We start from the raw sequence: 14530 nt of genomic DNA, 5'->3' as shown, positions 1-14530 counted from the left end.
CGTCTAAAAGAATTCTTGTCATTCACTGTAAATCAAAGTTTGAACATACGGGTTTGACTTTGTGAGCTAATAATGGCTGAGTCTGATTCACTGATGAAATCAACGGAAATGTTCAAATTACTGCAGATATTTTCCAGTGCGATTTGCAGATTCATGATATCTAAAGATTTGGGGACAGCAATTTTAATCATCATTTCAAAGGTTTGTCCATCTTCAGAGCTGGTTGCCGAGAGGTCCAGAATATCAACGCCATCTTGTCCGAGTTGTGAAGAGATAATTCTGAGAATGCCCGAACGATTACTTCCAGAAATAGCGAGTAAATACTTGTCACACTCTCTCGGCGAAAGAATAGTGGGAATTTCCACATCCGGATCCTTGACGCATACATCTACATGAAAGGCATTACAGATTCCTTCGATATGCTCTTGAATCAAAGTGGGATCACGCTGTTCAGGAAAATCGGCAGCGATCACTATTGAGAAAAAATTCTGAATCATAGCAATGCTTGCTTCATGAAGATTTGCGCCCAATTCGTCCATGGCGGTTGTCACAGCTGCCATAATTCCGACACGATTTGCGGATAGTAAAGAGATTATATAGCGTTTCATATCAGACTCCGGTTCTGTCGATGTATAAACGAATTACGCCACACAAGTTTGTCTGTTATATCAGTAAACCAGCATTGTAGCGAATCGGACTTCAAAAAAGCGATATGTAAACAAAAATTATCTACATACCATCTTAATCACTTGGAATCGAAGTTGGTTCCTAAAGCTTTCATTTGAAACAATATTGCTGTAAGTTGTTAAATATCAATGGTTCCGATCATCTGACCAATCAAATCATGCTGCCTGAACTAATTCGAATGGAAATGATTCATGGTACGACTTGTCTCTCTTTCCGTGATACTCTGTTTAATTCTTTTTCTGGGAATTACGTTTTTCAGAGTGATCATGCCTTTTCTATTGCCGCTCTTTCTGGCGGCTGTTGTTGCCATGATCAGCCAGCCGTTACTCAACTACTTTGTGAAACGAACAAAAGGTCATGTCAGAATTGCTGCAGGCATAGTCACTGCCATTATTGTGTCAGCGATTTTTGTTCCGATGTGTGTGGGAATTTTTCTTGGTTCAGTCCAACTTTTTACTACTGTTGTGAACACATTAGATGAGGCTAACTGGAACAAAACCGTACAGACCGTACGTGAAAAAGTAGAGATCAGTAATGACAAATTCCATCAGCTTGTTGATTGGGCCGATCAGTATTTAGTGAAAGAAATCGACCCCACGGAACAAGGAAATGATCAAACTAGTACTGAAAAAGTAGACGAATTTGTTCGTAAAAACTTACAAGCGACATTACTACCCATCGCCAAGCGATCTTTGGGTTTTGCTGCATCAACGGTGGGTCTGTTAGGAAATCTGATCTCTGCTTTGATTGCCTGGGTGATGTTTATCATTGCCCTCTATTATTTTCTCGCAGATGGTTACTCTCTGATTGAATCGACTCAGTCATTGATTCCCGTACATGTCGATTATCAAAAGAAATTGATCGATCAATTTCAAAAAGTTGTTCGTGCTGTGGTGCTAGCCACATTTCTCGCGGCATTAGGGCAAGGTCTGACAACTGCGCTCGCATTGTATGTGGTTGGTTTTGACCATTTTATTATCTTCCTGATATTAGCAACGATTACCTCATTGGTCCCGTTAGCGGGATCCTGGTTAGTTTGGGTTCCCTGTGCTGGCTGGCTCGTGTATCAAGGTCATTGGGGTTCTGCCATTTTTCTGACGGCCGTGGGAACACTCGTTGTGGGAACGATGGATAATATCATCCGTACTTATGTTCTGCAGAGCGATGCCAAATTGCACCCGCTTTTGGCCTTCGTCAGTGTGTTAGGTGGCTTGCAAATGATGGGACTCTGGGGGGTGTTTATCGGTCCGATCGTTGCTTCCTGCCTTCATGCATTGGTTCAGATATTCAATACAGAATTGAAGGCGTTTTCGCAGGAAAAATTTCAAAATCAGGGACTGTTGGAGGCAGTGCAAGGAGAAAAACCAACGGAGAACAAATCGCAGTCTATTCAAAAAGATGATCGTCCAGAAGAAGCATCGAAAAAACCAGCTTCTGAGAAACCAATAGATCCCCCGGCTGAAAACAAGGACAAGCCAACGTCTTAGTGACTTGTGCTCAGCGTGAAAATAGGAAGTAACATCGCCAAGGCAATAAATCCAATAATTGAACCCATGCAAACTACCATGACCGGTTCAATCAATGTAGTAGCTGATTTAATGGCAATTTTTACTTCCCGATCAAAGTAATCGCTTAATTTATTTAACACCATCCCCAAACGCCCCGTCGATTCTCCGGAGGCAATCATTTGCTGCATGGTGGGAGGAAATAACGTTTTTCCTTCTAGTGCTTCATGAATTTGCTTCCCCGTTGTGACTTGTTCGCCGATATCTGCCCAACTTTGTTTGAAATGAGTGTTATCCGTGACTCCCGCGCTCAATTCGATGGCTTCGAGCATGGGAACTCCTGCATTAATAGTGGTTGCTAAAGTCCGAATGCTGCGACTAATTGCCAGTTTTTTTAACATCGTACCAAACACAGGCAACCGGATAATGGTCCAGTCAATTGCAGATTTACCCCAATCTTTTGACCGAATGTAATATGCGGCCACTCCCAAAAGTACCAAAAATAGTATTAACAAATACCAATAAGAGGTAATCATAGTAGAGACAAACATCATGACTTTTGTTGGAGCAGGTACTGCTGCTCCACGTGCCGCAAACATGGGCATCAACTTGGGAAAAACATAAGTTAATAGAAAAATACAAACACCAATACACATCAACAGCATGATGGCCGGATAGATCAGGGCACCTTTGACTTGTTGTATCGTTTCCTGTTCTTCTTCCGCCTGAGTGGCAATACGGCTCAACATTTGAGGCATGGTTCCACTGGCTTCGCTGGCCTTGATCAGATTGACGTATGTTTGGTCAAAGTATCGAGGAAAATCGGCTAATGCAGAAGAAAGATCGCTACCAGCTTCTACATTTTTCTGGATCTCTTCCAGTATGGTGCCTAGTGTCGGATTTTCGACCTGTTTGGAGATTCCCTCCAGTGCCATAGCAACAGGAACACCAGCATCGACCATGATGGCCAACTGATTGGTAAAATAAATAATTTCTTTTCGTGTAACACGTTTTTTGATCGAACTCGAAAGGCCTTCTTTGGAAAGTTCATCCGATTCTTCTAAAGAGAGCAGAAAGAGACCTTCCTGGCGTAGCTTGATCACTGCTTCATCTCGCGAATCAGCCACCAGTTCGCCAGTCTGATTCTGGCCGTTTGAGCTTCGTGCTGTATAAGTGAATTGCATGATTCAGCCTTTTATTGAGGAGTAGTTACTGTTATTTAAGTCAGTAACCCCTGAGATTGTTCTTTGATTGATTCACCGCGTAATTCTTGCAGGTGCTCATCAATGACCTCTGGATCCACCCGCCCATTTAGTAAAAGATCATTTAAGGCTTGTTCCATGGTTTGCATTCCAATACGTCGATTAGTGGAAATCACGCCTGGAATAAGGTGAGTCGTTGATTCACGAATACTGGTCTGAATCGCACGGTTAAGAACCATTATTTCCGCTGCAGCCACCCGTCCTTTAGAGAATGCTGCAGGTAACAATTGTTGAGTGATTACTGCTCGTAATGATTCAGCAAGGTGACTGCGAATCTGCGATTGCTCTTCTGGTGGAAAAACTTCTACAAGTCGATCAACAACCCCGGCGGCACTGGAAACGTGGAGTGATGCTAAGACTAGGTGTCCGGTTTCTGCAGCCTGAAGGGCAACTCGAATCGTATCTAAGTCTCGTAACTCGCCAACAAGAATCACATCTGGATCTTGTCTTAGAATATGTTTCAATCCGGAAGAGAAGTTAGGACAGTCTTCCCCAATTTCGCGTTGCTCAATGAGCGACTTGCTATGCTGAAATTGATATTCGATCGGGTCTTCCAGCGTAATGATATGTTTAGAATCTCGTTCATTAATGGCTTGAATCATTCCAGCCAGAGTTGTTGATTTACCGGAACCTGTTTGGCCTGTCACCAGAATCAAACCAGATTTTAAGCGAGTTAACTCTTCGACAATCGGTGGTAATTCCAAACTACTCAAGGTACATACGTCGTTAGAAAAGCGACGAATCGCTGCCGCTAATGAGCCACGTTGCACGTGAATGTTAAAACGAAACCGACCCAGGCGCGGAACTGTAATGGCAAAATCGACATCTTGTTGCTTTTCGAGTGTCTCTTTTTGTTTGTCTTTCAATATTTGATCGCAAAGATCCCGAATCGTTTCAGGATCAAGCGGTTCCAATGCAGTGGTCTCCAGCTTTCCATCAATACGAAAGATAGGAGGCGCATCAGTAACCAACAGGATATCTGAAGCATCACTATCAACGGCGGCGTGTAAAAGGTCATTTATTTCCATGTTTGAGTCGCTTTCTCAGGCCTCGAAATATTTCGTTTCAGTCGTGTAGAAAAAGTGTTTTTATTGATTTATCAACGAATGTTGAGGAGCCCATGCTTCATCACTCACTTTGAGTGCTTCCTCGATCGTTGTAAGTCCTTCTTGTGCCTTGCGGAGCGCATCGTATCTTAGAGGAATCATGCCACTGTTTTTTGCATACTCTTTCACGTTAGCTACCGTAGGATCTGTTGTGATTATTTCACGCAGTTGATCGTCAATTGAAAGTAGTTCATGAACTCCAATTCGACCAGAGAAACCAGTATTTCGGCAGCGTTTGCAGCCGCTACCTTTATAAAATTCGCCCTGATCCAGACCGGCGCGTTCGACGGCAAGTTGCATCGACTTCGGTAATTCATATGGTGTTTTACATTTGGGGCAGATTTTCCGGCAAAGTCTTTGTGCAAGAACCATGTTTACCGCTGCTCCGATCAGATAATCGTCAACACCCATGTTAATTAAACGTGTGATTGCTGAGATGGCGTCGTTGGTATGTAGCGTACTAAATACCAGGTGACCGGTAAGTGCTGCCTGAATGGCAATTTTTCCTGTTTCCTGATCTCGAATTTCGCCGACCATCAGCACATCAGGATCCTGGCGTAACAGACTCCGCAAAATGGATGCAAATGAAAGTCCAATTTTTTCATTGACTTGAAATTGATTAATAATAGGAAGCTGATATTCGATCGGATCTTCGACAGTACATACATTTTTTTCAATTGAGCTGACGGCATTTAAAGCGGCATATAAGGTTGTACTCTTTCCACTTCCTGTAGGGCCCGTTACCAAAATAATGCCATTTGGTTTTTCCAATTGTTCGGTAAAGTTTTCTAATACTTCTGAACTGAATCCCAATTGTTCCAGCGAAATGTTAACGCTTCGATTGTCGAGAATACGGATAACGACTTTTTCACCATTGGGCATTGGTAACGTACTGACACGTAAGTCGATAGGACGTCCCTCCATGAGAACATGTATTCTACCATCTTGTGGCAGACGACGTTCACTGATGTCGAGACTGGCCATGATTTTGATGCGAGAAGAGACAGCAGGAGCTAAATGCACTGGTGGTTCAAGAGCCTGTTGCAGGACTCCATCCACTCGATACCGCACTCGTAATTGTTGCTCAGTAGGCTCAATATGAATATCACTGGCGCCTTCACGAACAGCATTGTAAACAATGTAGTTCACCAGTTTGATAATTGGACTTTGGCCGGCAAATTCGACATCAAAACCAATATCATCAATGGACTCTTCAATCAGCTCAACATTGGTACCATTCGCATCGTCGATGATATCATCAATCACAAACACATTCGTATTCGGCATATAGGTTTGCACCATACGCCGAATCTCTTTGGCACTTGCAGCGACAATTTGAATTTCTGCTTTTGTTAAGTCTCTTAGCTGATCTACTAAAAAGACATTCGTAGGTTCAGCAACGGCAACAGTCAGAATATTTCGTACTTTAAAGAGGGGAAGTACCGTATGTTTTTCCACAAATTCGCGTGGAAGTTCATCAAATACTTTTGAGTCAAACATCCGACTATCGAGCTGGACGTAAGGAATCCGATACTCCAGAGCCAAACATTCTAAAACTTGTTCCTCTGTGCAATAATCATTATTGACGAGTAATTCACCCAGTAACTGGCTTCCATCTCCCTTTGCTTGTTCGTCAAGCGCAGACTCTAGCTGTTCGAGAGTAATATACTCTCTATAGATGAGTAGATCACCGAGTCTCATTTTTGGTTGTAATAAGGAATTATTATTCATATCGAAGCACAGTTTATTTATTGAAAACTGGAGACGGCATCAATTACTGAATCAAAAAGATCGAATCGTTGATCAAGCCGTGTCATTTCCAGAATTTTTTTCCCAGGGTCTTCCAGACCACTAATTTTGAGATTTCCACCTCGTTCGCGTGTCAGGTCTTGTAAATCCAGTAATGCAGTCAAACCCGCACTGTCCAGCAATTCGCTGCGATCCATTTGCAGTACAACCTGAAAATGTTGATCATTAATGGCTTCGGAAAGCGCATTCACAAAATCTGTGGATGTATCATCCGTCAGTTCATCTGGTGTGTGAGCAACCAACACTGTTCCAAAAATTTCTGTTGTAATCTGCATAGTATTCGAGTCTATGAACTAGGTTTTCTTGTCGAGTTTGGAGCCATTCCGACCACTCGATTTCGACCGTTTTCTTTGGCCTTGTATAAATATTCGTCTGCAATTCGAACGAACTCGTTGGTATTGGAAGCAGGATGTTTATATTCCGTCACTCCAAAGCTGGCTGTTACTTGAAGTTGTTGTCCTTCAAACAAGATAGGACAATTTTCCAGTGTTTCTCGTAAGTCTTCAGCAATCTGCATTGCCTGTGAGTACTCGTGATCGATCAGGACGCCGATAAATTCCTCACCACCGTAGCGGGCAACAATGGCATTTTCCGGCATCACTGTCTTCCAGATGCGGGCCACTTCTTTTAAAACAAAATCTCCTGCCTGATGACCGAACGTGTCGTTGAATGATTTAAAATGATCGATGTCACTCATGATGATACTGAGTGTAGTCGATTGTGCGTCCGCTGTTTTTGTCAGTTGTTGTAATTTTTCCTGGAATGTAGCGTGATTAAACAATCCTGTTAATCCATCGCGACTCGCCATTTCTTCAATGCGTTTGAATAACTGAGAATTCTTAATTCCCAAGGCATAGATATTCGAAAGAATGTAAATCAATCTTCCAATTGTAGGAGAGTCAAGATCGACCTTGTCGATTATCAGCAAGCCAATTAATTCTGAACCAACTGTCAAAGGAGCAATAGCATCCGGCATATGAGGATCTTCTTCCAAAATCCTTTTCAGTCGATAGTCCTGATCTGCATCGTTTCGCATCACGATCTGACGATTCTCGATCACCCACGCAGCAACTCCTTGATTTGGATCTGGTCGGTAATCCAGTTTGTCACGCGATCGAGCAGGGAGCGGATTTTTCAGGGCACGTACTTTGCTATCCCATAGATACACCTGACAGTGTTCGCATTGCAAAGAAGCTTTAGCGGTGCTGATGACTGTAGGAATCAATGACTCATTAGATTGGTTGGTAGAAATACGTCGACCAATATCCTGCAGCGTCAATAATAATAACGGATAGTTAACATCTTTCTCTGCAGAGTCCGTGTCAGATGTTTCATCTGGTTCTGTTTCAGAGTCTGAGCTGATATTATCGAAACCGGACGTGGGTTCTTTCTGAGATTCATAGAGTCGACGAACCAATTCATCATTTTGTGCATCAAATTGAGAAATGGTACCTCGCAGCTTGCCAATATAGAGATCGATTAATAATGTCATTCCTACGAGCACGGCAGCGCTCAAGATGCTGAAAAGATAAGTGGTATTAACTTCACTGATGTCTGTTCTGAAAAGGATTTCAGCAAAACATGCACAAACGGCTAGAGCGGTAATTGTCCAGTAACAGATCCGTGGTGAAGATACTGCTGCCAGAATCGTAGGTAGAGTGAGCAGCAGCAACGGAGCTGCACCCAGTGGCCAATCCATGTATGTACCCAGCAAGACGGCGAGTGGACAGAGACAGACTACCAACAGTGCGTAAGACCAGAACTGGATGGCAGCATAATAATTTCGCATGGTAATTATTTTTCAGTAAGTTTATGTTGTTGGGAGTCTAAGCAATCACATCATCAGTGATGTTGAGGCTTTCCTGGACTTGTGTTAATAATTTTTTGGGGCTAAATGGCTTCACCATGACGTTATTTATTTTTAATGTTTGCATATATTCATCATGATCGAATTCAAAACCCTTACCGGTTAATAACGTAACAGGAATGGTTTGTGTACTTGGAAAAGTGCGAATTTTTCCACAGAGTTCCAATCCATTCATACGTGGCATTTGTAAATCGGTGATAATCATATCGGGGGCTTGTTGTTGAACTTTTTCCCAACAACAGAATCCATCACGGAAGCCTTCAACTCCAAAACCTGCTTTTTTGAGCTTCATCGAAATTGCTCGAACAATATGTGAATCGTCATCACAAACATAAATGAGAGGAGCCATTTTTACTTCCTTTGTCAAATAATTGTTTTCACTTGGAACTTGTTTGCACCATGTTCCTCAGACATTCACTGGTGAGGCGACCTGCCTTACTTTTTTCTTTTCCTGGTGACCCAGCGGAATGGTAATATTAAAACAGGTTCCTTCATTTACCTTGGACTGAACTGAGATCGAGCCGTTGTGCACATTAGTAACAATAAAGTGGACTAATGCCAGCCCCAAACCGGTCCCGGCTGCCGAACTATTGTTTTCGGGAACTCTATAGAATCGGTCAAAAATATGGGGTAAGGAGTTTTCCGGTATACCCATTCCCGTATCGCGAACTTCAATCACAGCAGAAGAATCTTCCATTCGACTTCGCAGGCGTACTTCGTGTCCGTTAGGTGTATATTTAACTGCGTTCGATAGAAGATTGATAATCGCCTGACCTAACATATCATTATCTACATGCACGGGTAAATAAAGGTCACTTAATTCCGTAATAAATGAGATGTCTTTTTCTACTGCATTGGGCGAAATCACATCTGCGGCTGTTTTCAAAATGTCGTTTAACTCATGGTCGTGTCGCTTAATTTCAATGACACCACTTTCAATTCTCGCGAGATTAAGCATGCTGTTTACCAATCGCGTGAGACGATCAATCTGATCATTCATAAATCCGTATAGTTCTTGTGCTTCCTGTTCATCACAGTCACCATCCAGAAGCATTTCTACATAAGCTTTGATTCCCGACATCGGTGTTTTTAACTCATGCGCTACTGAAGACACAAATTCAGCGTGTCTCGCTTTTTCATTCTGCTCTTCACCAATATTTTCAACTACAATCATTGTGCCCAGTATCGACTGATTCTCATCCCAGAGATTGGTGGCAACAGCGCGGTAGTAACTGCTAGAATCATTGGTTGTGAGTTCAAATTCTGCTCGTCTGCGAAGCGTGGCGTCTCTACGTTCGATCGTCTTTGTGAGTAGTTCGGCAAGCTCGGGTATAATGGCATGATTTATTAATGCTTTGCTGAGCGATAAACTTGAGTCTGAATAGTTTTGATTTTGCTCATCCTGATCTATCAGAAATAGTTCAGCAGCAGAATTCGAAAATTCAAGCTCATGTTGTGCGTCAAAAATCAAGATTCCGTAATCCAGGTGCTTGATCACGGATTCCATTAAAAGTTCTCTTTTGAGTGAAGTATTCAAACGTGCCTTAAGCATCGTTTTAACTTGTTTTGTGGAAATTAAATCGTTATCAGAATCCTCGATTTTTTGAATCGCTTCGGCAAAAACGTTTCCGAAGAAGTTTTTACGTTGGAAACCCGGGCGTATTAAGTCAGGGTTTCTTAAATAGGAAGCGATTTGATCACGGTCTTGTTCGATCGTTTTGACCAACCAGAACCAACCGGCTAACGATGCAATCAACGAGATCACAAGCGCAAATACCGGGCTAACAAACTGACTAGATATCAAAAGGCTATCTATACAGCTCACTACTAACAGCAGCAATACGAGGAACCAGTATTTACTATAGCTTTTCATTGCCGGTTACTTTCTCAGTAGTTTCTACGTCCTACTGAAAAACGAAGAACACATAAACGCCTTCCAGATTAAGAGATCGCTTCTCAGACCTCTGTCGATAAGAGGTGGAGGTATCTCACTACCTAAATCTAGGTTACAAAATGCAGGTTGTCCAATTCTGTAATCGAGAATGGAATGAACAAATCAAGAAGTACTGATTTGTTCATATTCTGCATTAAGCAAGAGATACGCTTATAAAGAGGGCAGCAAGGATGCGACTTGCAATAGAGTAGGGTCAGTAGGCCACTTTGTACGGGCTGTATCGATAATAGTTTTTGCACTGATATTCTGACCGCGATTTATCGCACATAATCCTCGTAATATTTCCACGTGGAGTAATTGGCGTTGATGGTTAGCAGAGATCTCGTCAAAAACATGCTGGGCTTTCTCAAGGTTCCCAATTCGCAGAGCTGAATCTCCGAACGCAATCATTTCCGATAGTGAGAGTGATTCTGGATCATTTTTCTGACAGATGGAAAATTGTTCAAATGCTTCGGAATAATGCTCCGAATGGTACAGGCATCGAGCAAAGTGCTTCCGCCAGACATGATTTTTGGGGAAGTGATTTACAACCATGGCATAATAGATTCTCGCCTGGTCCCACTGCTGGTTTGCTTCACAAACACGACCCAGAGCAATGGGAAGCCGACGACTGCCCGGCGTGGTGTGTAAAGCACGTAAAAGTACATTCTGAGCTTCGCCAGTCATCCCCGTTTGTTCATAGAATGCCGCCAGCTTGAGAGCATAATCTTCATTATATGGTTTTAACTCAATAGCGCGTTTCAGACAGGAAATACCCTCCTCGGTCTGTCCCGCCTGAAAAAACAGAGTTCCAATGGCACTCTGTTTTTCGGAATCATGTGGGCTTGCTGCACGAATCGCACGCAATGACTGTAGAAACTGGTTTTGATCTCCCATGTCATACGAAAGCTGTGCTTCGATTTCGAATGTACCAATATGACCTGGGTCTATCTCTCGAGCTGATGCCAGAAGAATTTTTGCTTGTTTTAATTCACCATTCGAATAATGACCTAGCGCCTGCTGGACGAGTTCGTTTGCCTGCAGACCGAAAGGAGAATCACTCGTTTTTTCTACGGTAAGATTTTCCTGCTGAGAGTCCTTAGTTTCTGGTGCCTGATTCACTACAGAAGACGAAGTGGAAAAAGGAACGAGCTGACAACCGCAGCAGAGAAGCGGAGCAAAGCAAAACAGTCGAAACAGAGATCGTAAATAGGAACAGTTATAGGAAGCCATATTTAAGGATCTCCCTCCAGCGAAGGAATATGTACTTCTGTCGCTTGTGTAGGGGGTAGACCAATCAGGCTTCGATTTCGATTTTTCAATGCTTCTTTGATGTATTTTTGTAATTGAATCGCTTCGATATTGTTCTTATCGAGGCGAACTGCAGTATTGATGTGCAACTTTGCTTTAGGCAAGTTGCCGATTCTCAGATATTTTTTGGCTTGCTTGATGTGTGATTGAACAATGCGTACCTGATTGATGGGCAGGAAGTTCTCTTTAAACGCTTCGATGCGTTCTGCTGCCTCATACTCTAGTGTTTCTCCCTCAGCCCGAGCTGCCTCAGCATGTATGATGCGGGGAGTAATCAGAATAATTAGTTCCGTACGTCTGAGTGTTTCCCTTTGAAGACGAAATGCATTGCCAATCACAGGAATCGCCCCTAAAAAAGGGACCTGATTTTTTGTGTTATTGGCTCGTTCTTCGATTAAACCACCTATGACAACAGTATGACCATCGCGAACCATGACATTGGTAGTGACCTCTGTTGTTTGTAAATCCGGCAGGTCCGTTACCTCACTGATTGTAGCTGTACTTCGTTCCGGATGAATTTCCATGCGAATTTGTCCATCGGGGGTAATAAAGGGGCGCATGTTGAGAACGATACCTGAGTCCAGAAAGTTAACGTTCTGGATCGAAGTGTTTCCATTTTGTGTGATGGTGGAATAACTGATTCGATCGCCGATGATCAATTCGGCTTTCTGTTTGTTTAAAGCACGTAGTTGAGGTGATGCGATCAGGTTCGTTTCGGTGATGTCTTCCAGGGCTTCGATGAATCCGCTAATATCACCGCGCAAAAACCCGTATTTCAAGCCAGCTACATCAGCTATAAACTGTCCTGTCGGTGGAACAATAGAACTCGCTCCAGAGCCTGGAAAACCACTGGAATTGTTCAAAGTCTGACCGTTGCCATCGACAAGCAAGCTTCTACCACTATCTCCCAACATGGCAAAGTTCACGCCGAATCGCATGTCATCAGTAAGCAGCACACTGATGATCATCGCTTCGATAACAACTTGCATGGGAGGTACGTCCATTTTTTCGAGTAAACGGTCGACTTCTTCTATGATTTCAGGATAATCGCGAACAACAATGGAGTCATTCTGTGCAAATGAGTCACCGCCGGCTTGCGTTGCATCAGGCGAGATACCGATTTCACTGGGAGTAGTTAATGAAACAAGCCCGACATTTTCTGTCAATAAAGGTGTAATCAGGTTTTGTAATTCTTTAGCGCTCACATAGAAAGGAGTATATAATTTCGTGATCACCTTGCGGTTGGACTTTTTTTTCTGCTCCATCTCTGCTTGTGTCATCACGTAAATAAATTCACCCTCTTTTTCAGAAGTTAAATCGCGCGAACGCAAAATCGCATCTAGAGCTTGTCCGGGAGTGACGTTCTTTAAATTAGCGGTAATTGTGCCCGTCACTCCCTGCCCCGCCAGAATATTTGTATCGGAAAGTTCGCCAAGCATGTCCAGAACCTGCATGATCTCTGCATCTTGAATCTGCAAAGAAAACGTTTCCTTTGAATCGTTATTAGGGCTTACTTTAAGAAGTGGCTTATTCTGTTTTTTAGTTGTAGTATTGGTCTGATTCGCTTGGGGTGCTTCTGTGTTTTGCGGCGTCGTTTTTTTCTCTGTGTCTGTGGCTTTCGCTGTCGGTTTTTGCTGCATACTGTCCAGCTTCCGTTCTAGATCACGCAACTGATTCATTTGCTGCATCTGTTGAAGGAGCTTTGTAGCTTGTTCCAGTCGGTCCGTATTCTGTGCTAATTCCATGTTGGATTGTTGTCGAGATTGGAGTTGCAAATTTGCCAGTCGATCGACTTTTTTCGTCAAACTTGCCAAACGCAGTTCCATTTTGGAAGGCTCTGGCTCACGTGTCATCAAGTCCGAATTAGAAGCCACATTAAATTGCACAGAGCGAACATGCTTCACATCTGTTTCAGGATCAGTGGAGATTTCGATTCCAGGTTCAACCAGAATCCGCGAACGGGGTGTTTTCTTTTGAAGTGAAACCGTTTGTGTTTGAGCCTCTGGATGTGTCGATGCCGTTTTCGGAATCTGTTGCTGTGGAATTGCTTTCGAGCTCACTTTTGGATTTGAAACAGATGATTGCGGTTCCGCTTCTGGCAACGCTATCGTTTTGCTGACAACAGGCTCAACCTCAACGTGTTGTGATTTCGCCTGATGGTGAGGGGAAATAAATAAAGAATGAGGAGTTTTGACGTCGGTCATAGCGGCAATCAATAGCAGCGATAGCCCAGTTAATGTTGCCCAGAATGCCGGTATAAAAAATTGTCTTTTCATGTTTCGACCATCATCCATGATCGTTCGAATCAGTTTTAACTAGCCCAGTGATGCGAACTGTTTATTGTGCAAATTTGATAAATGCTGAAGAATCGTTTTGAATTTTTAGTTCAAATTTTTGCTCACCTTGTCTTAAAGTCACATTTCGGGCTGCTACTCGCTCTAATATGTATTTCACATTTTTATGCTCGAATGTTTTGCCTTCGTAGAGCATTTTGTTATTAATAATGGCTGCCCGTCGGTTTTTTCCGATGATGGTTGTCTTCAGAACAAGATCTTTTGGTAGAACAAGGACTTCTTTTTTGACTTGCTGTTTTACATCCTTCTTAGCTTGAACAGGTTCTTTCGCAAATAAAATAGGCGGAGAAAACTGGTCACGATTGACAGCGAAGGGATTTTTCTGAACGGCTCCCATTTGAACTGATTGAACTAATGGATCTGACTGCATTAATGAGTCAAACTCTTCCCAGGAATGCCTTGTTTCTTCCACCGTTTCATCATTTTGTGCGAAACTCATTTCTGTTTTGACAGGAGGACGTGGTGGGACGGCGACGGATTTCACTTTTTCAGGAACAATGGCAGAGCCAGAGGTCCCGCGAACTGCGCGATAAAGAGGTGGAATCCAGAAATACAATCCAACCAAAAATAAGAGGCATAGCATTAATGTTTTCTGCCAGCTTACTTTTAAATCATGTAATAATTGTTGACTGAACGATTTCACGGTTTGATTACTACTTCAAAGAAATGAACTCAGCAGGACCAAAGTTTGTTGAA

General features: G+C 42.8%; 12 protein-coding genes. 1 reads left to right on the top strand and 11 read right to left on the bottom strand.

Annotated elements, in window-relative coordinates; genetic code table 11:
* Positions 1–32: 32 nt before the first annotated feature.
* On the bottom strand, positions 33–608 hold the full coding sequence (locus V144x_RS28215) for a glycine cleavage system protein R (protein WP_144990587.1): 576 nt from the start codon (positions 606–608) through the stop codon (positions 33–35).
* Positions 609–878: 270 nt separating this feature from the next.
* On the opposite strand from V144x_RS28215, the gene V144x_RS28210 reads away from it, so the two are divergent.
* Positions 879–2174 (top strand): AI-2E family transporter, encoded by a 1296-nt coding sequence (locus tag V144x_RS28210; protein ID WP_144990585.1) that lies wholly within the window; start codon positions 879–881, stop codon positions 2172–2174.
* Here V144x_RS28210 and V144x_RS28205 read toward each other — a convergent pair.
* The 10 genes from V144x_RS28205 to V144x_RS28160 all read right to left on the bottom strand — a co-directional run bounded on the left by V144x_RS28205 (position 2171) and on the right by V144x_RS28160 (position 14477).
* Entirely contained in the window at positions 2171–3376 is a 1206-nt protein-coding gene (locus V144x_RS28205; protein WP_144990583.1) for a type II secretion system F family protein, read from the bottom strand. The two genes, V144x_RS28210 and V144x_RS28205, sit on opposite strands and share 4 nt — an antisense overlap.
* Before the next feature lie 35 nt (positions 3377–3411).
* The gene (locus tag V144x_RS28200; RefSeq protein ID WP_144990580.1) at positions 3412–4482 is read right to left on the bottom strand and encodes a type IV pilus twitching motility protein PilT; all 1071 of its coding nucleotides are present in this window, start codon (positions 4480–4482) and stop codon (positions 3412–3414) included.
* Positions 4483–4542: 60 nt separating this feature from the next.
* The gene (locus V144x_RS28195) at positions 4543–6291 is read right to left on the bottom strand and encodes a GspE/PulE family protein (protein ID WP_144990578.1); all 1749 of its coding nucleotides are present in this window, start codon (positions 6289–6291) and stop codon (positions 4543–4545) included.
* A 17-nt stretch (positions 6292–6308) separates the two neighbouring features.
* Positions 6309–6644: an STAS domain-containing protein gene (locus tag V144x_RS28190; protein WP_144990576.1), complete on the bottom strand. Its 336-nt coding sequence runs from the start codon at positions 6642–6644 to the stop codon at positions 6309–6311.
* 11 nt (positions 6645–6655) lie between these two features.
* Positions 6656–8158 carry a sensor domain-containing diguanylate cyclase gene (locus V144x_RS28185; RefSeq protein ID WP_144990574.1) on the bottom strand — a complete coding sequence of 501 codons (1503 nt, stop codon included), beginning with the start codon at positions 8156–8158 and terminating at the stop codon, positions 6656–6658.
* A 37-nt stretch (positions 8159–8195) separates the two neighbouring features.
* The gene (locus tag V144x_RS28180) at positions 8196–8585 is read right to left on the bottom strand and encodes a response regulator (protein WP_144990572.1); all 390 of its coding nucleotides are present in this window, start codon (positions 8583–8585) and stop codon (positions 8196–8198) included.
* A gap of 57 nt (positions 8586–8642) precedes the next feature.
* Positions 8643–10109, bottom strand: coding sequence for a sensor histidine kinase (locus tag V144x_RS28175; protein WP_144990570.1), 1467 nt, complete (start codon positions 10107–10109; stop codon positions 8643–8645).
* 231 nt (positions 10110–10340) lie between these two features.
* Positions 10341–11402 carry a tetratricopeptide repeat protein gene (locus V144x_RS28170; RefSeq protein WP_144990568.1) on the bottom strand — a complete coding sequence of 354 codons (1062 nt, stop codon included), beginning with the start codon at positions 11400–11402 and terminating at the stop codon, positions 10341–10343.
* A gap of 2 nt (positions 11403–11404) precedes the next feature.
* Positions 11405–13756 (bottom strand): type II secretion system protein GspD, encoded by a 2352-nt coding sequence (locus tag V144x_RS28165; protein ID WP_197998687.1) that lies wholly within the window; start codon positions 13754–13756, stop codon positions 11405–11407.
* A gap of 61 nt (positions 13757–13817) precedes the next feature.
* Complete coding sequence (locus V144x_RS28160; protein ID WP_144990564.1) at positions 13818–14477, bottom strand: hypothetical protein; 660 nt, start codon at positions 14475–14477, stop codon at positions 13818–13820.
* Positions 14478–14530 lie beyond the last annotated feature (53 nt).

Origin of the sequence: Gimesia aquarii, from assembly GCF_007748195.1 — a bacterium.
Taxonomy (GTDB): Bacteria; Planctomycetota; Planctomycetia; order Planctomycetales; family Planctomycetaceae; genus Gimesia; species Gimesia aquarii.
This window is presented reverse-complemented; position numbering and strand designations above follow the sequence as displayed.